General features: G+C 73.3%; 18 protein-coding genes. 9 read left to right on the top strand and 9 right to left on the bottom strand.

The genetic code is table 11. From position 1 onward, the window contains the following. Positions 1 to 494: 494 nt before the first annotated feature. Positions 495 to 1,652, bottom strand: coding sequence for a serine hydrolase domain-containing protein (locus tag JFN87_RS24285; RefSeq protein ID WP_209343194.1), 1,158 nt, complete (start codon positions 1,650 to 1,652; stop codon positions 495 to 497). A gap of 125 nt (positions 1,653 to 1,777) precedes the next feature. Next, positions 1,778 to 2,425 (bottom strand): TetR/AcrR family transcriptional regulator, encoded by a 648-nt coding sequence (locus JFN87_RS24280; RefSeq protein WP_209343189.1) that lies wholly within the window; start codon positions 2,423 to 2,425, stop codon positions 1,778 to 1,780. A gap of 82 nt (positions 2,426 to 2,507) precedes the next feature. Between JFN87_RS24280 and JFN87_RS24275 the strand changes: the two genes are divergently transcribed. From JFN87_RS24275 to JFN87_RS33840, 3 genes are all read left to right on the top strand, one after another. Then, the gene (locus JFN87_RS24275; protein WP_209343188.1) at positions 2,508 to 4,058 is read left to right on the top strand and encodes an MDR family MFS transporter; all 1,551 of its coding nucleotides are present in this window, start codon (positions 2,508 to 2,510) and stop codon (positions 4,056 to 4,058) included. 106 nt (positions 4,059 to 4,164) lie between these two features. Continuing rightward, a complete protein-coding gene (locus JFN87_RS24270; RefSeq protein WP_209343187.1) occupies positions 4,165 to 4,572 on the top strand; it encodes an SsgA family sporulation/cell division regulator in 408 nt (135 codons plus the stop codon). A 97-nt stretch (positions 4,573 to 4,669) separates the two neighbouring features. Continuing rightward, positions 4,670 to 8,686: a S41 family peptidase gene (locus tag JFN87_RS33840; RefSeq protein WP_307865581.1), complete on the top strand. Its 4,017-nt coding sequence runs from the start codon at positions 4,670 to 4,672 to the stop codon at positions 8,684 to 8,686. Positions 8,687 to 8,850: 164 nt separating this feature from the next. On the opposite strand, the gene JFN87_RS24250 is transcribed toward JFN87_RS33840, so the two are convergent. From JFN87_RS24250 to JFN87_RS24235, 4 genes are all read right to left on the bottom strand, one after another. Next, on the bottom strand, positions 8,851 to 9,060 hold the full coding sequence (locus tag JFN87_RS24250; protein ID WP_209343186.1) for a hypothetical protein: 210 nt from the start codon (positions 9,058 to 9,060) through the stop codon (positions 8,851 to 8,853). Positions 9,061 to 9,146: 86 nt separating this feature from the next. Beyond that, complete coding sequence (locus tag JFN87_RS24245) at positions 9,147 to 10,070, bottom strand: SDR family oxidoreductase (protein WP_209343192.1); 924 nt, start codon at positions 10,068 to 10,070, stop codon at positions 9,147 to 9,149. A 5-nt stretch (positions 10,071 to 10,075) separates the two neighbouring features. After that, positions 10,076 to 11,002 carry an alpha/beta fold hydrolase gene (locus JFN87_RS24240; RefSeq protein WP_209343185.1) on the bottom strand — a complete coding sequence of 309 codons (927 nt, stop codon included), beginning with the start codon at positions 11,000 to 11,002 and terminating at the stop codon, positions 10,076 to 10,078. Then, positions 10,999 to 12,558: a flavin-containing monooxygenase gene (locus tag JFN87_RS24235; protein WP_209343182.1), complete on the bottom strand. Its 1,560-nt coding sequence runs from the start codon at positions 12,556 to 12,558 to the stop codon at positions 10,999 to 11,001. Before JFN87_RS24235 ends, JFN87_RS24240 begins: the two co-directional genes overlap by 4 nt. A gap of 148 nt (positions 12,559 to 12,706) precedes the next feature. On the opposite strand from JFN87_RS24235, the gene JFN87_RS24230 reads away from it, so the two are divergent. Further along, the gene (locus tag JFN87_RS24230) at positions 12,707 to 13,390 is read left to right on the top strand and encodes a MerR family transcriptional regulator (RefSeq protein WP_245181032.1); all 684 of its coding nucleotides are present in this window, start codon (positions 12,707 to 12,709) and stop codon (positions 13,388 to 13,390) included. 101 nt (positions 13,391 to 13,491) lie between these two features. Then, positions 13,492 to 14,520: an MsnO8 family LLM class oxidoreductase gene (locus JFN87_RS24225; RefSeq protein WP_209343180.1), complete on the top strand. Its 1,029-nt coding sequence runs from the start codon at positions 13,492 to 13,494 to the stop codon at positions 14,518 to 14,520. A 1-nt stretch (position 14,521) separates the two neighbouring features. On the opposite strand, the gene JFN87_RS24220 is transcribed toward JFN87_RS24225, so the two are convergent. The 3 genes from JFN87_RS24220 to JFN87_RS24210 form a co-directional block, all read right to left on the bottom strand. After that, positions 14,522 to 15,325: an exodeoxyribonuclease III gene (locus JFN87_RS24220; RefSeq protein ID WP_209343178.1), complete on the bottom strand. Its 804-nt coding sequence runs from the start codon at positions 15,323 to 15,325 to the stop codon at positions 14,522 to 14,524. Positions 15,326 to 15,424: 99 nt separating this feature from the next. Beyond that, the gene (locus JFN87_RS24215) at positions 15,425 to 15,832 is read right to left on the bottom strand and encodes a rodlin (RefSeq protein WP_209343176.1); all 408 of its coding nucleotides are present in this window, start codon (positions 15,830 to 15,832) and stop codon (positions 15,425 to 15,427) included. A gap of 123 nt (positions 15,833 to 15,955) precedes the next feature. Next, positions 15,956 to 16,366 carry a rodlin gene (locus JFN87_RS24210; RefSeq protein WP_209343174.1) on the bottom strand — a complete coding sequence of 137 codons (411 nt, stop codon included), beginning with the start codon at positions 16,364 to 16,366 and terminating at the stop codon, positions 15,956 to 15,958. Between the two features lie 232 nt (positions 16,367 to 16,598). On the opposite strand from JFN87_RS24210, the gene JFN87_RS24205 reads away from it, so the two are divergent. The 4 genes from JFN87_RS24205 (at position 16,599) to JFN87_RS24190 (ending at position 20,136) form a co-directional block, all read left to right on the top strand. Beyond that, positions 16,599 to 17,006, top strand: a complete 408-nt coding sequence (locus JFN87_RS24205; RefSeq protein ID WP_209343190.1) for a rodlin — start codon at positions 16,599 to 16,601, stop codon at positions 17,004 to 17,006. 270 nt (positions 17,007 to 17,276) lie between these two features. Next, a complete protein-coding gene (locus JFN87_RS24200) occupies positions 17,277 to 17,513 on the top strand; it encodes a chaplin (protein ID WP_209343172.1) in 237 nt (78 codons plus the stop codon). A gap of 124 nt (positions 17,514 to 17,637) precedes the next feature. Continuing rightward, positions 17,638 to 18,684, top strand: coding sequence for a chaplin (locus tag JFN87_RS24195; RefSeq protein WP_209343170.1), 1,047 nt, complete (start codon positions 17,638 to 17,640; stop codon positions 18,682 to 18,684). A gap of 249 nt (positions 18,685 to 18,933) precedes the next feature. After that, positions 18,934 to 20,136, top strand: coding sequence for a glycoside hydrolase family 26 protein (locus JFN87_RS24190; protein WP_209343168.1), 1,203 nt, complete (start codon positions 18,934 to 18,936; stop codon positions 20,134 to 20,136). Positions 20,137 to 20,219 lie beyond the last annotated feature (83 nt).

Here is a 20,219-nt window from a genome sequence, read left to right as displayed (position 1 = left end):
CGCGGCGCGGCCGTGGGGCGCTCGCTCGCCAGGCGGCGTTGCCCGCTCGGCGCGGGCACGGCGTGCTCGGCGGCGGGCATGGCCTGCCGGAGACGGATACGGCCTAGGCGTGGCACGGGCGCCCGGCGCGCTTGAGCACCGAGCGCCCGAAGCCCGCCCGCCCGGCGCATCCGCCGGACGGGCGCAGGCCAATCGCCACAAGAGCACGGCGTGCTCGCCTCGGCAGGCACAGCCCAGTCGGCGCGGTCTCGGCGTACTCATCCCAGCAAGCACAGCTCGACGGCACAGGCGCCCCGCGCCCCTAAACACGCGCCACGCGAACCCGGCCCGCCCGCCTCGGCAAGCACAGCCCGACGGCACAGGCGCCGCACGCTCGTAGAGCATGCGCCACGCGAACGCGGCCCGCCCGCCTCGGCAAGCACGGCTCGCGCGGCACAGGCGCCGCGCGCTCATAAAACATGCGCCACGCGAACGCGGCGCGCTCGCGGCCGCTGTCAGAGCGACGCGCGTACCGCGCGTACCAGCGCCTGTGCGCGCGGGTCCGCCGTGACGCCCTTGCGCATCCCGTTCGTCACGTACCCGAAGGCGATCCCCGACTCCGGGTCGGCGAATCCCAGCGAGCCGCCGCGTCCCGGATGCCCGAACGACCCCTTCGCCAGCATCGGCGCCGCCGGGCCGTGCAGCATGTAGCCCAGGCCGAAGCGCGTCGAGACCACCAGCACCCGGTCGGGCCCCGCCGACTCCTCCGTGCGCGCGAGCGTCAGCGTCGCCGGGGCGAACAGCCGGTGGCCGTCCACCGGGCCGATCATCGCCGCGTACGCGCGCGCCAGCGCCCGCGCCGTCGAAATGCCGCCCGACGCGGCCATCTGAGCCGCGTGGAACTCCGGCGCGTTCTCGTCGAGGGCGGGCCTGATCACGCCGAACGCCCGTCGTGTCAGCGAGTCGGGGTCCGCGTACGCCTCCGCCACCGACCGCTTCGGCCGCAGCCGCGGTGCGCCACCGGACGCCGGCGGCTCGGCCACGTCGCCGATCCGGCCGACCCTGCGCGCCTCCTCGTCCGGCAGCCCGATCCAGAAGTCGAGCCCCAGCGGGCGCGCGATCTCCTCGGCCACCCAGTAACCGATGGACCGTCCGGTCGCGCGCCGCACGAGTTCCCCGACCAGCCAGCCGTAGGTGTGCGCGTGGTACCCGTGGTCGCTGCCCGGCTCCCACACGGGCCGCTGCGCGGCCAGCGCGCGCGGCCCCGACTCGCCGTCGAGCGCCTCGGCGGGCGTCAGCGGGACGTCCAGTACCGGCACGCCGGCACGGTGGGACAACAGGTGCCGCACGAGGACGCGTTCCTTGCCCGCCGCCTTGAACTCGGGCCAGTACGTGCCGACGGGGGCGTCCAGGTCGATCTGGCCGCGCTGGTGCAGCAGCAGCGGTACGGCGGCGGCGATGCCCTTCGTCGCGGACCGTACGACCTGCGCGGTGTCGACGGCCCACGGTTCACGTCCCGCGGCGTCGCGCGCGCCCGCCCACAGGTCGACGACCTTGCGGCCTTCGCGGTGGACGGCGACGGCCGCGCCGCGTTCGCCGAGGCGCTCGAAGTTCCGTACGAAGGCGTCCCTGACCGGCTCGAAGCCGGCCGCCACCATGCCCTGGACGTCCACGCCCGCACTCCCGCTCGTCATTCCACTTCGGCGTACCGCGCGGCACCGGGTGCGGTGCCGCCACCTCTATGGTGCAACGTTTCTTGAGGCGCCCCGACCGGGCCCCCGACCGGGCCCCCGGGCCGTCAGGAAGCCCGCTGGGGCCCGCCGCCCGGCCCCGGCGCCACGGGCCGTGCGTGCCAACCGTGTTCGAGGAGTTCGAAGGCGCGCTCGATGGCGTCGCGCGGGTCCGGCGTGCCGCGCACCAGGCTCGGCACCTCCAGCGCGAAACGGGCCAGCGCCCGGCAGGAGGCGTCGTCCTCGGGCGCCCCGGCGTCGGCGGCGATGGCCCGCGCCAGCGCCGCCTCGTGCCTGATCCACATGCGCCGCGCCTGCTCCCGCAGCGCGGGGGTGGTGTCGACCAGCGCGAGGAACCGCGCGAACTCCGGCTTCGCGTCGAGGCGTGTGCGCAGGACGTGCTCGCGCAGCGCGGCGGGGACGGACTGGCCCGGGGGCCGCTCGCTCACGGCGGCGACGAGCGCGGACTCCAGGGACTCGTCCTCGTCGAAGAGCAGCGCCTCCTTGCCGGGAAAGTGCTTGAACAGGGTCGTGGTCGACACGTCCGCCGCCTCCGCCACGTCCTTGACGCTGACGTCGTCGTAGCCGCGTTCGAGGAAGAGCCTGAGCGCGGCGTCGGCCAGCGCCTTGCGCGTGGCGGCCTTCTTGCGCTCCCTGCGCCCGACCGTGCGGGGGCCGCCGGGGCTGCTGCCCGTGCCGGTCTCTGTCTCGCTCATGGCGTCACCCTACCCCTTGGGTTGCCTTGGTCAGAAAGTTGATTCGTTGCACTTTTTTATCGAGTCTGCTTTTCTGGGCGCCATGCCGGAGAACAAGAACGTGCGCACGGCGCTCCTCGGCGTCATGCTCGCCATGCTGCTGTCCATGCTCGACAACACGATCGTCGGCACGGCGATGCCGACGGTCGTCCGCGATCTCGGCGGCCTCGACCACCTCGCGTGGGTCGTCACCGCGTACACCCTGGCCACCGCCGCCTCGACGCCCGTCTGGGGCAAGTGCGGCGACCTCTACGGGCGCAAGCGCACCTACCTCGCGGCCGTGGCGCTGTTCGTCGCCGGTTCCGCGCTCTGCGGGGCCGCCGGATCCATGTCCGAGCTCGTCTCCTTCCGCGTGGTCCAGGGCCTCGGCGCCGGTGGCATCGGCGCGGGCGCGTTCGCGCTGATCGGCGCGCTCGTACCGCCCCGCGAGCGCGGCCGCTACCAGGGCATGACCGCGTCCGTGATGGCTCTCGGCACCATCGGCGGCCCGCTGGTCGGCGGCTTCGTCACCGGTCACGCCGGCTGGCGCTGGGCGTTCCTGCTGAACCTGCCGCTCGGCGCGGTCGCCCTCGTCTGGTGCGCCGTGACGCTGCACGTCCCCGTGCCGAAGCCGCAGGGGCAGGAGCAGGGACAGGGGCAGGAGCAGGAGCAGGGACTGGGGCAGGCGCGCCCGGGACGCGCGTCCGCACGCCTCGACTGGCCGGGCGTCGCGTCCCTGACAGCGACCGTCTGCGCGTTCGTCCTCGCCGCCAACTGGGCGGACACCACCTACGCCTGGGGCTCCTGGCAGATCATCGGGCTCCTTGGGGCCGCCGCTGCCTGCCTCGCCGCGTTCGTCGTCCGGCAGCGCCGCGCCGAGGAGCCGCTGATGCCGCCACGGATCTTCACCGGCCACCGCAACTTCGCGCTGGCCTCGGGGCTGATCCTCGCGACCGGCGTGGTGATGTTCGGCTGCTCCCTCTACCTGCCGCTCTACCAGCAGACGGTGCAGGGCGCGTCCGCCTCGGGCTCCGGCCTCCTGCTGCTGCCGATGCTGGCCCCCGTGGTCGTCGTGTCGCAGATCGGCGGACGGGTCATGTCCGCGACCGGCCGCTACAAGGCGTTCCCCGTGACCGGTGCCGCGTGCATGGCGGTGGGGATGTTCCTGCTCTCCACGATGGACGCGCACACGTCCAGGGCCACGACGGCATGGTTCATGGTGCTGGTGGGCGTGGGCATCGGGTGCCAGATGCAGATGGTGAGCACCATCGCCCAGAACAGCGTGGAGCCGCGCGACCTGGGCGCCGCGTCGGCCGCCTCCAACCTCTTCCGCACGGCGGGCGGTTCGCTGGGCGTCGCGGTGTTCGGCGGGCTCTTCGCCCGGGCGACCGGCGGCGCCGCCACGGGGGCCGCGCCCGGCGCGGTCGCCGACGCGACCCACCTGATCTTCCTCGCCGGCTCCGTGGTGTGCGCGGCGGCGTTCGTCGCGGCGCTGTGCGTGCGGGAGGTCCCGCTCCGGGGCAGGCCGGCCGCCCCCGTATCCGCGCCCACACCCGCGTCGGCCTCGGCCCCGTCCCCGTCCGCGTCCCCGTCCGCGCCGGAGGCGGGCCGCTGAGCCACCGGTCCGTGCACGTCATGCGAGATTTCCTACTGTTTGTACCATTGAGAGGTGCTTTGTGAGTCCGGTCACCGTCGCCGGACATCGTTCTGAGGAGTCGCCGATGTCACCCGTGGTCGAGCAGTCCGCCAAAGCCCGCCTGATAAGCGACGCCCCGCATCCCCGCATCGTCTCCGTCCTGCTGCGCTACGACGGCTCCGATCCCCTCGCCGTGCGCATCGTCTTCCCGCCCGAGGTCTCGCTCGACGACAGCGAGGTCGTGTGGACCTTCGCCCGCGAGCTGATCGAGGTGGGCCTGCGCGAGCCCGCCGGGGACGGTGACGTCCATGTGTGGCCATGCGGCCGGGCGCAGACCGTCTTCGAGTTCAGCGCCCCCGAAGGCGTCGCGCTCGTCCAGTTCGACAACGCGTCGCTGCGGCGCTTCCTCAGGAGTTCGTTCGCCGTCGTCCCGGCGGGCCAGGAGGCCGACCACCTCGAAGTGGAGCAGCACATCGGCAGCCTCATCGTCTGAGCCGCCACGCGGACGGGTACGTACCGGCGCTCGAACAGATGCGATGAAGTCGCCGTCACGAGTTGCCCGCGGCACCGCCCGCGGAAAGCATTGGACCGTGAGTGACGACGCCGCGTATCTCCGCTTCCCGCATCTGCACGAGGACTTGGTCTGCTTCGCCGCCGAGGACGACATCTGGGTCGCCCCCGTCGTGCCCGAGGGCGCACGGCCGGGGCGCGCCTGGCGGGTGACCGCCGACCGGCTCAGGGTCGGGCACCCCCGATTCTCCCCCGACGGCCGGTCCATCGCGTACACGAACTGGCGCAGCCTCGATCCGGAGATCCACCTGGCCCCCGTCGAGGGCGGTCCGTCGTGCCGCCTCACCTACTGGGGCTCCACCGACACCCGGGTCTGCGGCTGGAGCGCCCCCGAGCCGAGCGACCCCGCGTCCACCCCGCACATCCTCGCCGTGTCCTCGCACGGTCAGCCGTTCTCCTACTACTCGTGGGCCTACAGCGTCCCCACCGACGGCTCCCCCGGCGGCAAGCTGCCGTGGGGCCCGGTCTCCGACATCGCGGTCGGCGACATCGGCGGCGAGCGCAGGACACTGCTGCTCACGGGCAAGCCGCCGCACGAGCCGGCCGACTGGAAGCGGTACCGGGGCGGCGCCACCGGCCGCCTCTGGCTGCACGGCGAGCGGCTGCTCGCCGACCTCGACGGCCACCTCGACTGCCCGATGTTCGTCGGCGACCGCATCGCCTTCCTCTCCGACCACGAGGGCGTCGGCAACCTCTACTCCTGCCTGTCCGACGGCACAGGGCTGCGGCGCCACACCGACCACGACGCGTTCTACGCCAGGCACGCGTCGTCCGACGGGCGCCGGGTCGTCTACCAGTGCGCGGGCGACGTGTGGATCGTCGACGGGCTGGCCGCCGACTCGCGGCCGCGCAGGCTGGACGTGCGGCTCGGCGGGCCGCGCACGGGACGCCGCACGTACCAGATCCCGGCGGCCGCGCACCTCGGGGCGATCTCGGTGGACACCACGGGCAGGGCGAGCGCCGTCTCCGTACGCGGCAGCCTCTACTGGCTGACGCACCGCGACGGCCCGGCACGCGCGATCGCCGACACGCCGGGTGTGCGGGTGCGGCTGCCCGCGATGCTCGGCAGCGGCGGCCGCGTCGCGTACGTCACGGACGCGGAGGGGGACGACGCCGTCGAGATCGCGTACCTGCCGCGCGCGAGCGGCGACCGGCCGCCGCGGAGGCTGGCGGCGGGGCTGCTCGGCCGGGTCCACGAGATGGAGCCGGACCCGGAGGGCGGACGAGTCGCCCTGTCGACCCACGACGGGCGGCTGCTCCTCCTCGACGTGACGGAGGACGCGGCCGCGGGCGCGGGCACCCTAGACATGGACACGGCGAACCCGGGCACGGACGCGACGGCCCCGGAGGCCGGCACCCCGGCCCCGGGAGCGGGGACCCCGGACATGGACACGGCGGCCCCGGACGCGACGCACCAGGAGGCCGGCTCCCCGAACGCGAGCGCGACGGCTCCGGGCGCGGGGGCCCCGACGCCGGGCGCGGAGGTTCCGGGCGCGGACACGGCCGACTCGGGCGCGACGAACCCGGAGGCGGCGGACCCGGACGCGGCAGACCCGGGCGTTCGCACCCAGAACGCGAACACGGCGGACCCGCACGTAGGCATCCCGAACGCGGGCGCGACGGGCCCGGACGCCCCGGACGCGGGCTCCCCAGCGCCCGACGCGGCGGAACCGGACGCGACGGAACGGGACGCGGCCGACGCGGACTCGGCGGGCACGGACCCCGGCGCGACGGGCCCGGACGCCCCGGACGCGGACGCCCCGGCGCCGGACGCAGCGGCCCCGAAGGCGACGGAACCGGAAGGGACGGAACGGAACGCGGCCGGCGCGGGGACCCCGCTCGCGAGCCCGCACGCCCCGGGCGGGCTCGCGCGGGCGCGGCGTACGGCCGGTGTCACCGAGGTCGTGCGCTCCCTCAACGGCCCCGTCACCGACCTGGCCTTCTCCCCCGACGGCGACTGGATCACCTGGTCCCAGCCCACCGTCGGCCGGTCCCTGCGCCAGATCAGGATGGCGCGCATCGGCGGCACCGGCGCGCACACCGTCGTGGACGTCACCGACGGCCGCTTCGAGGACGAGAACCCCGTCTTCACCAGCGACGGCCGCTACCTCGCCTTCCTCTCCTGGCGCGGCTTCGACCCCGTGTACGACGTGCACACCGGCGACCTGTCCTTCCCGCTCGGCTGCCGCCCCTACCTGGTGCCGCTGTCGTCCACGACGCCCTCCCCCTTCGCCCTCTCGCCCGAGGGACGGCCCGCGGCCGGCGGCCTCGATCCCCTGGACGACGACGAGGCGGAGGGCGGCGCGGTCATTGTCGAGGTGGAAGGATTGGCGAGCCGGGTCACGCCGTTCCCCGTCGCCGCGTCCAAGTACTCGTCGCTCCACCCGGTCAGCGGCGGCGGGCTCGTCTGGCTGCGCTGGCCGATCTCCGGCGCGCTCGGCGAGACGTTCGTCAACCCGGCCGACACGTCGGGGCGTCCCACGCTCGAACACTTCGACATCGCGAAGGCACGCAGGAGTGAACTCGTCGACCACCTCGACTGGTTCGCGCCGAGCGGGGACGGCACGCGGCTGGTCGTCGTGGACGACGGGGAGCTGCGCGTCATGTCCGCCACCGACGCGAACGACAGTGACGGCTCCGCCTACCTCGACCTGCGGCGCATCCTGCACGACGCGGACCCGGAGGCCGAGTGGCGCCAGGCGTTCGACGAGGCGGGCCGCATCGTGCGCGCGTACTTCTGGGACCCGGGGATGAGCGGCATCGACTGGGACGCGGTGCTCGACCAGTACCGGCCGCTGGTCGAACGGGTCGCCTCCCCCGACGAGTTCGCGGACCTGCTGCGTGAGGCCCTCGGCGAGCTGGGCACATCGCACGCGTACGTGTCGCCCGCGCGGCGCGACGAGGGCCCACCGCACTACCAGCGGCCCATGGGGCTGCTCGGTGCCAACCTGGTGTGCAGGGACGAGGGCTGGATGGTGAAGCGGATCCTGCCCGGCGACTCGTCGGACTCCAGGGCCCGTTCACCGCTCGCCGGTACGGGCATCCGCGAGGGCGCGCTCCTCACGCACGTCGACGGGCGGCCGGTGGACCCGGTCGCGGGCCCTGGCCCACTGCTGTCCGCGGCGGGCGGCACGACCGTCGAGCTGACGTTCCGCACGGCCGCTCCCGCAGGAACGGAACCGGCCGGAACGGAACACACCGGAACGGAACACACCGGAACCGAACACACCGGAACCGAACACACCGACGCAGGGGCGCCCACTACAGAGGCACGCGACGCCGAGGCCGTGCGCGAGCGGCCCGCGCGCCGCGTCGCCGTCGTGCCGCTCATCGACGAACGCCCCCTGCGCTACCAGGACTGGGTCACCAAGCGCCGCGAGGTCGTGCGCGAGCTCAGCGACGGCCGGTGCGGCTACCTCCACATCCCCGACATGCAGGGCTCCGGCTGGGCGCAGTTCAACCGCGACCTGCGCAGGGAGATGTCACGGCCGGCGCTGATCGTGGACGTGCGGGGCAACGCGGGAGGCCACATCAGCGAACTGGTGGTGGAGAAGCTGAGCCGCCGGATCATCGGCTGGGACCTCACCCGCAACGCGCAGCCCGTCTCGTACGCGTCGAACGCCCCGCGCGGGCCCGTCGTGGCCATCGCCGACGAGGCGACCTCGTCGGACGGCGACATGATCACGGCGGCGTTCCGGCTGCTCGGCCTCGGCCCGGTCGTCGGCCAGCGCACCTGGGGCGGGGTGGTCGGCATGACCGGCAGGCACCGCCTGGGCGACGGCACGGTGATCACCGTGCCGATGAACGCGGCCTGGTTCGACGGCTACGGCTGGTCCGTGGAGAACCACGGCGTCGAGCCGGACATCGAGGCGCTGCGCACCCCGCTCGACTGGGCGGAGGGCCGGTACGCGCAGCTCGACGACGCGGTGTGGGTGGCGCTCGACCTGCTGGCCGCGAAGCCGGCCGCGCAGCCGCCCGGCTACCAGGCGGTGCCGGACCGCCGCCGCCCGCCGCTGCCACCGCGTCCGGGGCGGTAACGGCACCGAGCCGTGAGCGCACGCACGCGCGGGAGCCGCGCCCGCACGCGCGGGAGCCGCGCCGCGCAAGCGCAGGAGCCGCACCCGGCGTCCCGGATGCGGCCCCTGCGTCAGCCGCTTCTGCCGCGACTGCTGCGACTGGTACGACTACGCCGTGCCCGACGTCAGCCGTCGAAGCGGTCGTCGTACTCGTCGCGGGCGTCGTCCATGCGGCCCTCCGCCTGGTCGCGGCCCTGCTTCATGCGCTCCTCGGCCTGGTCGCGGCCCTTCTGGGCGCGGTCGGACGACTTGTTCGCGTCCTTGTCGCCCATGCGCTTGCCGGCCTCGTCCTTCATGCGGTCGGCCTTGTTCTGGAACTGGTCCTTCATGCCCATGGAACTCACTCCTGGAAGGGGTGTGGGGGTACCCCCGACCGGGGGCTCGACCAGAGTTACACGGGCCCGCACCGCGCGCATTTCGATCAGTGACGCTGCGTGCGCCCCGCCTCGTCGGCCTCCCCGCCGGCGCCCACGAGCCCCCGTCCGACGCCCGCGAGCCGGGGTTCCATGCGGCGGATCTCGCGCTTGCCGACCGTCGCCAGCAGGCCGGGCAGGTACCCGCGTACGCCCTGCATCCCGCGCAGCCACCACTGCCCGTACACGTGCGGCGCCCGGCGTTCGATGCCGGTGACGATGCGGTCCACGGCGGGGCCGAGCGGGTAGGTGAGGTTGGAGGGCCACGGCAGCTTCTGCCGCATCTCGCGCATCACTTCGTCACGGTCGGCGCCGCGCACCATGTCGGTGTCCGTCCACGACAGGTAGGCGACGCCGACGCCCACGCCCCGGTGCCCGACCTCGCACCGCAGCCCGTGAGCGAACGCCTCGACGCCCGACTTGGACGCGCAGTACGCGGTCATCATCGGCGCGGGTGCGATCGCGGCCAGCGAGGCGATCTGCAGGAAGTAGCCGCGGCTCGCGAGCAGCGCGGGCAGGAACGCGCGCCCGGTGTTGGCGCCGCCGACGAGGTTGACCTCGATCACGCGCCGCCAGGTCTCCGGGTCGCTCTCGGCGAACGGACCGCCGCTCGCGACACCGGCGTTGGCGACGACGATGTCGACGCGGCCGAACCGGTCGGAGACCTCGCGGGCGACCCGGCCCATGGCCTCGTGGTCGGTGACGTCCGCGTACCAGTGGGCGCTCTCGCCGTGCAGCCGCTCCCCGACCTGCTTGAGCTGTTCTTCCTCAAGGCCGACCAGCGCCACCGTGGCGCCGCGCGCCGACAGCTTGCGGGCCAGCAGTTCGCCCACACCGCGCGCCGCGCCCGTGACGACGGCGACCTTCCCCTGGAGCACGGGCCGTCCGGGCCGTCCGGGCCGTACCGGCCGTGCGGGCCGCCGCCCTGCCATGCCGCTCATCCGACGTCCTCCTTCGTGCCGATCGCCGCTACGTCGTTGCCTACCCGCCCCAGGTGCGCCGCCGCCAGTTCGCGCAGTGCCGCGTTGACGCGCTCCGGCGCCTCGACGGGGGTCATGTGCCCGGCCCCCGCCACGGTGATCAGCCCCGCGCAGTCCGGCAGTTCGGCGGCCAGCCGCCGCGCGTGCACCGGGGGCGTGAGCCGGTCGGCGTCGCCGACGAGTACGACGGTGGGCACGGTGAGTTCCCGCACGCCGAACTCCAGGTCGAGCGAGTCGAGCACCTGGGACCAGGCGACGCGTGACGCGCGCGGGCAGGCGTGCACGATCTCCACGCACTCCCGCACCCGGTCCTTCGGCGTGGCGGGCCCCATCGTCCCGTAGTGCAGGGCGCGTACGGACAGCGGTGTGACGGGTCCGAGCGGTGCGCGCGCGCCCAGGATGCGCCGGGTGATGCCGGTGCGTGTCCGCCCGGCGCGCATGGGCACCACGAGCGACTCGGCGACCAGCCGGGACGCGCCGGTGCTGCACAGCAGGACGGCGGCCGCGTGCTCGCGGAAGGCGGGGCGCGCCGAGGCGGCCATCATCGTCATGCCGCCCATGGAGTGCCCGGCGAGCACGGCTCGTTCGCCGGGCGCGAGGGTCGCGTCGAGCACCGCCTCCAGGTCGTCGGCGAGCGCCTCAGTGGAGTACCCGTCGGCCGCGGCGAGCGGTGTGCCGCCGTGGCCGCGCTGGTCGTAGGCGATGACGCGGTGGTCGGTGGCGAGGTCGGCGATCTGCGCGGCCCAGAACCGGATGGAGCAGGTCCAGCCGTGCGAGAGGACGACGGGTGGCGCTCCCTCGTCGCCGTACACCTCGACGTGGATGCGTGATCCGTCGGCGGAGACGGCGTCGAGCGTGCGGGCGGGTGTGGGCAACGCGGTCACCGTACGGCCTCCTTCGCGGCCGGTGCGTGGGCATCGGCGGGCACGTCGGCCGGCGCCTGCCTGACGATGTCGTACTCGGCGGGGTCGACGCGCAGGGTCGCCCGCCTGAACTCGGCGGTCGTGCCGGGCCAGATGGTGGTGTTGCGGCCCGAGGAGTCCATGTACCAGCTGGTGCAGCCGCCGGTGTTCCAGACCGTGCGTGCCATCCGCTCCTGCACGTGGTCGTTCCACGCCCGTACGGCGCCGGGACGCGCGTCGAGCGCGGCGCGCCGCCCCCTGCCGCCGCGGTCGAGGGAGCCGAGCTTGCGCAGGTAGTCGGCGAGGTAGTCGAGTTGCGCCTCGATCATGAGGATCATCGAGGAGTTGCCGAGCCCGGTGTTGGGTCCGATGATCGTCATCCAGTTGGGGAAGCCGTCGACGGTCGCGCCGCGCAGCGAGCGCATGCCGGTACCGCGCCACGTCTCGGCGAGCGTGCGTCCGGCCGCGCCGGTGACGCGCTCGGCGATGGGCATGTCCGTGACGTGGAAGCCGGTGCCGAGGACGATCGCGTCGACCTCGGCCTTCGACCCGTCCGCGCCGATCAGTTCGCTGCCACGCACCTCGGCGAGCCCGGAGGTGACGACGTCGACGTTGGGCTGTGCGAGCGCCGGATAGTACGTGTTGGACAGCAGGATGCGCTTGCAGCCGATGCGGTACGAGGGCGTCAGCCGGGCCCGCAGATCGGGGTCGCCGATGGCCTTGGCGAGGTGGCGCCTGGCGATGGCCTCCACGAGGCCGAGTTCGCCGGGGTGCCGGGTGAACGCCTGGACCTGGAGCTCCCTGATCGTCCACAGCCCGCGCCTGCGCAGTGCGCCCGTCGCGGGCACGGCGCGGTGCACCGCGCGCTCGAAGCGCGTGATGTCCCGGTCGTGCCTCGGCATCACCCAGGGGGGCGTGCGCTGGAAGAGGGTGAGGTGACCCACCTCGGGCTGGATCGCCGGCACGACCTGGATGGCGGAGGCGCCCGTGCCGATGACGGCGACGCGCTTGCCGCGCAGGTCCGCGTCGCGGTCCCAGCGCGCCGTGTGGAAGACCGGCCCGGGGAAGTCCGCGAGCCCCGGGATGTCGGGCATCCTCGGGTCGGACAGCGGCCCGCCGGCCGAGACGACGACGTCGGCGGTGTACGTGGTGGGGCCCGCGCCCCGGCCGTCGGTCTCGACGACCCAGTGCAGCTCCCGCGTGTCCCACCGCGCCGACAGGACCTCGCGGCCGAGCCGCAGATGCGGCCCGATGCCGAAGGTGTCGACGACGTCCTCCAGGTACGCCCTGATGTAGGGCTGCCCCGAGAAGGTGCGCGGCCAGTCGGGGTTGGGCGCGAACGAGAACGAGTAGAGGTGCGACGGCACGTCGCATGCGCACCCCGGGTATTCGTTGTCGCGCCAGGTGCCGCCGACGGAGTCGGCGCGCTCCAGCACGACGAAGTCGGTGATCCCCTCGCGCCGCAGCCGCACCGCCGCGCCGATCCCGGCGAACCCGGACCCGATCACGGCGACGCGCACATGCTTGTGCTGTCCCATTCTCTCCTCCCAACCGCGCCAGCAATCACTGGCACGATTGTGAGGGTAGAGCACGCCCGTACCGATGGGTAGAGGTCGCGCACAACAGAGTTACCGCTGGTATCCACAGCCTGGGCGTGCGCGGGCCGGCAGCTTCTAAGCTGGCCGCATGGCAGGCGATCAGCAGGGACCGACGGACGGCGCACGCGAGTACCGCATGGAGGAGCTCGCGTCGGCGGCCGGCGTGCCCGTGCGCACCGTGCGCTACTACCGCGAGCGCGGCCTGCTCCACCCGCCGCGCCGCGAGGGCCGCATCGCCTGGTACGACGAGCACCACCTGGCCAGGCTGCGCACCATAGCGGCGCTGCTCGAACGCGGCCACACGCTCAACGGGATCGCCGACCTGGCGACGGCCCTGGAGAGCGGGCGGGAGATCAGCGACGTACTCGGCGTCGCCGCGCCGACGGAGGAGACGCTGGTGCGCCTGACGCCCGAGGAGCTGGCCGACTACTTCGAGTCGGAGGCCACGCCGGAGAACCTGTCCCAGGCGCTCGCGATCGGCTACCTCGCGACGGACGGCGACAATCTCGTCCACATGAGCCGCCGCCTGCTGGACGCCTCGTCGGCCCTGGTCCACCGGGGCGTCCCGCTCTCCGCCGTGCTGGCGGCGGGGCGCGAGGTGCGCGCCCACGCGGACGCCCTGGCGACCCTGTTCGCGGGCCTGCTGCGCACGTACACACCGGACGCCGCACCCGGCGAGCTGCGGCCGCTGGCCAGGAGCGTGGTGGAGGCGGAGCTGTCGCTGGCGCTCGACCACCACCTGGGGGCAGGCGAGGGCCCCGCCCGCGACTGAGCGCGAGCGCCTGTCGTGCGCCCGCACGCGTCTCGTGCGCCCGCACGTGTCTCGTGCGCCCGGCGGGGAAACATCGGCGGCGGCGCCGTGTTGGCACAGGTGTGAACACCGAAGCCGGCCGTCTCCCCGCCTCACCGCGGATCCCGTTCTCCGTCCTCGACCGCTCCCGCACGCGCGAGGGCCAGGACACAGGGCAGGCGCTGCGGGACACGGTGGACTTCGCGCGCGAGGCCGAAGCCCTCGGCTACCACCGCTTCTGGGTCTCCGAGCACCACAGCGTGCCGGGCGTCGCCGGGTCGGCGCCGACCGTACTCGCGGCGGCGGTGGCCGCGGCGACCACCACGATCCGCGTCGGCACCGGCGGGGTGATGCTGCCGAACCACCGGCCGATGGTGGTCGCGGAGCAGTTCGGCGTGCTGGAGTCCCTCTTTCCCGGCCGCGTCGACATGGGCCTCGGCCGGTCCGTCGGCTTCACCGACGGCATCCGCAAGGCGCTGGGTCACGGCAAGGCGGACGCGGACGACTTCCCTGAGCTGCTGGAGGAGCTGCTCGGCTGGATGAGCGGCGAGCAGGCGCGCTACCCGCAGGTGCACGCCAGGCCCGCCGAGGGGCTGCGCGTCCCGGCGTTCGTCCTCGCCACGGGGCGCGGCGCTCAGGTAGCGGCGCGGGCGGGACTGCCGCTGGCGATCGCGGCGGTGCGGGGAGAGGAAGCCATGCTGCGGGCCATCGACGCCTACCGTGCGCGGTTCAGGCCCTCGGCCTGGGGCGCCCACCCCCATGTCGTCGTCTCCGGCACGGTCGCGGTCGCCGCCACCACCGAGGAGGCACGCCGCGTCCTCGTGCCGGAGGCGTGGTCGACGGCGTACTCCCGCACGCGGGGCGAATTCCCCCCGCTGAGGCCGGCGGCCGGGATCGATCCCGCCACCATGACGGCCCGGCAGCGCGAGCTGTTCGACGAGGCCATGCGTGGCCACCTGTACGGCACGGCCGAGGAGGTCGGCCCCGCACTCGACGGACTGCTGGCACGCAGCGGCGCCGACGAGTTCCTCGTCACCACGAGCACGTACGACCGAGCTGCGCTGTACGACTCGTACCGCCGCCTGGCACGGCTGCGCGGCCTGGCCGCGTGAGCTAGAGCCAGGTGTCGAACACGGCGGTGACCGGCGCGTGGTCGCTCCACCGCTCCTCATGACTCGCCGCACGCTCCACGTACGCCTTCACCGCACGCGCGGCGATGCCGGGTGACGCGCAGATCAGATCGATGCGCCAGCCCGCGTCGTTGTCGAACGCGCGGCCGCGGTACGACCACCACGAGTACGGCCCGTCCTGGTCCGGGTGGAGCGCGCGGACGACGTCCACGTACCCCGTCTCCTCGTACACGCTCGACAGCCAGGCGCGCTCCTCGGGCAGGAAGCCCGAGTTCTTCCGGTTGCCCCGCCAGTTCTTGAGGTCGGCCTCGCGGTGTGCGATGTTCCAGTCGCCGCAGACCAGCACCTCGCGGCCGTCCGCCGCCGCCCGTTCGCGCAGGCCGGCGAGGTAGGTGCCGAACTCCTCCATGAAGCGCGTCTTCTCGTCCTGGCGCGGGGTGCCCGCCTCGCCCGACGGCAGGTACAGGCTGGCGACCGTCACGCCCGGCAGGTCGAACTCCGCGTACCGGCCGCTCGCGTCGAACTCCTCGCTGCCGAAGCCGATCCGTGTCCGGTCGGGTTCGCGGCGCGAGTAGAGCGAGACGCCCGCCCTGCCCTTCGCCGAGGACGGCGCGTGCAGCGTGTGCCAGCCCTCGGGGGCCCTGACCTGCTCAGGCAGCTGGCCGGGCTCGGCCCGCACCTCCTGGAGGCACACCACATCTGCGGATGTCTGCGCGAGCCACTCGGCGAAGCCCTTCTTCGCCGCGGCGCGCAGACCGTTCACGTTCACGGAGGTCACGGTCAGCACCCGAGCACACTACACACGGCGCGCGGGCACACCGGCACGCGAGAGGGCCCGGCCCCGCGGCATGCGCGGAACCGGGCCCTCAGCGTCTGTCTGCCGGTGTCAGCGGTTGTTCACACCGTTCGACGACAGGACCGGGATCTGGTCCAGGATGTGCGACAGCGGCTCGTCGCCCTTGGCCTGGGTGGAGTTCTCGGTGCACTGCTGGTTCTGCGGGTTGGCCAGGACGTTGATGTCCTGGACCGTGACCGGCACGACGCCGACGAGCGAACCGAGGTTCGCCTTGGCCGGCAGACCGATGCAGGGCTTGTTCAGCGAGCCCTGGACCAGGCTCAGCTGGGGGCTCATGTCGCCCTCGGTCGAGGAGTTGCCGAAGGCCTGCTCCGCGCCGTTCCCGCTCGCAGACACCGTGCCGGAGTCGTTGCCCGTGGCCATGGCCGGAGCGGCCGCGGCGGCCGTGCCACCGACGATCGAGACGGCGACGGCGGCGGTTGCCCACAGCTTCTTCATGTCAATACCTTTCCGGAAAGTCGGACTCCATCGGAGGAATCCGTTTTGTACAACTCGGCCGTGCGGGGTTTGGTTGCGGCCATTCCCCCGTATGGCCCACCGCGGTGGGTCAGGGCCGAGGAATCAGTGGTTGGCCGTGCCGTTGGAGGACAGCACCGGGATGCGGTCGAGGATGTGCGACAGCGCCTCGTCACCCTTGGCCTGCGTCGAGTTCTCGACACACTGCTGGTTCTGCGGGCTCGACAGGACGTTGATGTCCTGGACCGTGACCGGCACGATGCCGACGAGCGAACCGGCGTTGCCCTTGAGCGGCAGACCGATGCAGGGCTTGTTGAGCGAGCCCTGGATGAGCGCGATCTGCGGGCTCATGTTGCCGTAGGTGGCGGAGTTGCCGTAGTACTGCGCGGCGCCGTTGCCACTGAGCGAGGTGGTGCCGTGGCCGTCGCCCGCGGCCATGGCCTGCGGAGCGAGGGCGGCGGACGCGCCGACGACGGAGGCCGCGATGGCGGCGCCCGCCATAATCTTCTTGATCACAGGAGTCCCCTTCTGGTGGATCGCCCAGACCCTGGACAGTCCAGACTCGCGGGCCCCCTGAGCAACTGCCGACCCGGTGTTTGGTTCTCCGCATTCACTCCAATGGCCCAGTGGTCCAGTTCATGTGACGCGGCAAGCCGAACGGGTGAAGAAACGGAACCAACGGGGAGGGCCACTGTTGGTACAGGGCGCACCCCTTCGCATTTCTGAGAAAAGGAAACAGCCAACCGTGATCAAGAAGATGATGGCCGGCGCCGCGATCGCCGCCTCCGTGGTCGGCGCCTCGGCCGCGCTCGCCCCCCAGGCGATGGCCGTCGGCGACAGCCACGGCACCACCTCGGCCAGCGGCAACGGCGCGAAGGAGGCGTTCGGCAACGCCTCGACGAAGGGCGACGAGTCCCTTCAGGGCGCCCTCGTCCAGGGCTCGCTCAACAAGCTCTGCCTGGGCGTTCCGGTCAAGGTCAACGCCGGTTCCCTGGTCGGCGTCGTGCCGGTCACGGTCCAGGACGTCGACGTCCTGTCCAACCCGCAGAACCAGCAGTGCGCCGACAACTCGACTCAGGCGAAGGGCGACGAGGACCTCTCGCACCTCGTCGACCAGGTCCCGATCCTGTCCGCCAACGGCGCGGCCAACGGCTGACGCCCGACGGCAGGCGGCGATGCGCCACCGGCGCGACGCGGCGCGCGGCGGCCCGGACACCCTCCGGGCCGCCGCGCGTTTTCCGTTGCCCGGGTGAAAACCCGTGACGCGGCAATCGGGTGAACGGAAGGCAAGTGATAAAGCGGGGTAGTTTCTTCGCCACTTTCCGATCGTTGGAGTTCCCGCAGCGGCTGCACGGGCGAAGGAAATTCGAAGCCCGCGGACCACGAGAGTCGTGCGGACGCGTTCCCGCTGCGGAAAGGGCTCAACATGAAGTGCATGAAGGCCGCCTCGGTCGCAGCCGGGCTGCTCATGGCGGTCGGCGCCGCGGCCCCCGCGATGGCCGACGCTGGTGCCGGCGCCCTCGCCGCCGGTTCCCCGGGCGTGCTGTCCGGCAATGTGGTGCAGATCCCGATCCACATCCCCGTGAACGCCTGCGGCAACTCCATCGACATCATCGCGCTGCTGAACCCCACGTTCGGCAACACCTGCGTCAACGCCGACTGACGTCCTTCCCTCGCGGGGCCCCGCGCGCGTCCGACCGTGCGCGGGGCCCCGGCCCCGGCCGCACGGCGCGGCACCCCCGGCGGCCCGCGCCGCCGGACCCTGTCAGCAGGAGAGAAAAGACCAGATGCGAGACCTCATCAGCAAAGGGCTGCTCACGGCCGCGGCCGCGACGAGCGTGCTGTCGCTCGGCGGCGGATACGCGTACGCGTCGGACGCGCAGGGAGCAGCCGTCGGCTCCCCCGGGGTGCTGTCCGGCAACGACGTGCAGGTGCCGGTGGAGATCCCGGTGAACGCCTGCGGGAACACCGTCGACCCGATCGGCGTGCTCAACCCCGCGTTCGGCAACACCTGCGCCAACGTGCACGACCGTCACGACTACCACCCGGCGTACCAGAGCGGCCACGGCGCTCAGGGCGACCGTGGTGCGCACGCCGCCGCACCGGGCCCGGACCGCGCCGCGGCGCCGCAGCCGCACACGCTTCCGGCGCCCGCGCACAAGCCCATGCCACGCCCCGACGCGCACGGCATCCCGGGGCCCGAGGCCGCGCCGCAGCAGCACGAGCAGCACGCGCGGCCCGAGCACGCCGGACGCCACGAGCAGCACGCGCGCCCCCAGCAGCACGAGGAGCACGCCCAGCACGAGGAGCACGCCGACCACCACGCGCACCAGGCCGCGCAGCACCGGCCCACCGGTGCCACGGCGGGCGACCAGCACGCGGCCGCAGGCGGCGGCGCCCAGGCGTCCGGAGCCGCGCTGGGCTCCCCCGGGCTGCTGTCGGGCAACCTGACGCAGATTCCGCTGGACATCCCGGTCAACGCCTGCGGCAACAGCGTCGACGTGGTCGGCCTGCTCAACCCGGTGTTCGGCAACAGCTGCGCCAACGTTTCCGCCCCGGCGCACGTCCACACGCCGCCGCACCACGAGTCGCAGCCGCCGGCGCCGCACGACGACACGCCGCCCGTCCCGGCCGTGCACCACCCGGCGCCCGAACACCCCGCGGTCCCGGCCGCGTTCGTCCCGCAGGCGCCGCAGGCTCCGCACGTCGAGCAGCTCGCGCACACCGGCGCGGACTCGCACCTGCTCGCTGCCGCCGCGATGAGCGCCGGCCTGATGCTCGGCGGCGGCATCCTCTACCGCCGCAGCACCGCGGCGGCACGCGCCCGCCGCTGAACCGCCCCACCCCCGCCCCGGCAGGCAAGGCCGGGAGAGTCCGCCCGGCTCTCCCGGCCTTCGTGCGTTCGGATTCGCCCGACGGCCCATCAGCTTGTTCCGATGGCCCATCAGAGGGAGGAATTGCACGAACGGACTACTGGAGCGCTGGACCGCCGTCCCGTTCGGCTCAATAGAAATACTTTTGTGAGTGCGTGGCCACGGACCGCACACGGCCACGGGAAACGGTCCCGCAGCCGAGGAGCACTCATGGCCACTTCGCATCGCCGACTCGCCGTCACCTGCACGGGTACCGCCCTGGCCGCCTTCCTCGCGGCGGCCGCCGCCGCGCCCGTCCCCGGGTTCGCGAGCGAGCCGGGCGGGACGGGGACGAGCGGTGCGGCGAAACCGCCGCCCGCCGCGAACCCGGCGTTCGGCACGTTCACCGACTCCGGTGCCCGGGGCGTGCAGGCCATCGCCCGTACCCAGCAGTGGCTCGGCGGCACCGACCTGCGGGTCGGCCACACCTATCTGCCCGGCGGTTCGTGGTCGGACATCGAGGGGCAGGTGGACTTCCTTCAGCCCTGGGCCCAGTGGAAGCAGGCGCGCGCGGGGCGGCTGTTCGTCCTCAACGTGCCGATGCTGGACGACAACGAGGGGCACGTGCCCGACGACCAGGTCCGCGCCGAACTGCGTCAGGGCGCGGCCGGGCAGTTCGACGCCCACTACAAGACGCTCGCGCAGCGCCTCGTGGACATCGGCGTGCCGGACACGGTGATCGTGCTGGGCTGGGAGATGAACGGCACGACGTACACCGGCAGGTGCGGCCCCGACCCCGCGTCGTGGAAGGCGTACTGGAAGCGGATCGTCGGCGCGATGCGGTCGGTGCCCGGGCAGAAGTTCCGGTTCGACTTCGCGCCGAGCCGCGGCAAGGACGCCGTGCCGTGGACCCAGTGCTACCCGGGCGACCACGTCGTGGACATCGTCGGCATGGACTCCTACGACCAGCCCCCCGGCACCACGTTCGAGCAGGAGGTGAAGCAGCCGTACGGGCTGCAGGACCACGTCGACTTCGCGGCCGCCCACGGCAAGCCGATCTCGTATCCGGAGTGGGGGCTGTTCCGCAACGGCGACAACCCCGCGTACATGCGGGCGATGCTCAAGTGGATCGACGCCTACAAGCCCGTGTACAACACGCTGACCGACTACTGCCCGCACGGCGTGTGGCAGTGCAAGCAGAACCCGCAGTCGGCGCAGGTCTTCAGGGACGCGCTGTACGGGCGCGGCGAGCACCCCGTCCAGCCGCCGTCGCAGCCCACCGCGCCTCCCACCGAGCCGACGAAGCCGACCGAGCCGACGAAGCCGCCCACCGGTGGGCAGGACTGCACGGAGTTGTCCCTCGGCGACTGGCTCGACTCGTGGTTCGGCGGGACCGTGTGCATCCCGCTGAGCTGGTGGCAGAAGTGGTACTGACCGCGGGCGCCGCGGGTGTCGGCCGCTGACGGGGAGGCGGGGGCGCCCCCGGCGTCACCGCGCGCGGCTACTCGCGCGCGCGG

The sequence above is a fragment of the Streptomyces montanisoli genome, assembly GCF_017813245.1.
Taxonomy (GTDB): Bacteria; Actinomycetota; Actinomycetes; order Streptomycetales; family Streptomycetaceae; genus Streptomyces; species Streptomyces montanisoli.
This window is presented reverse-complemented; position numbering and strand designations above follow the sequence as displayed.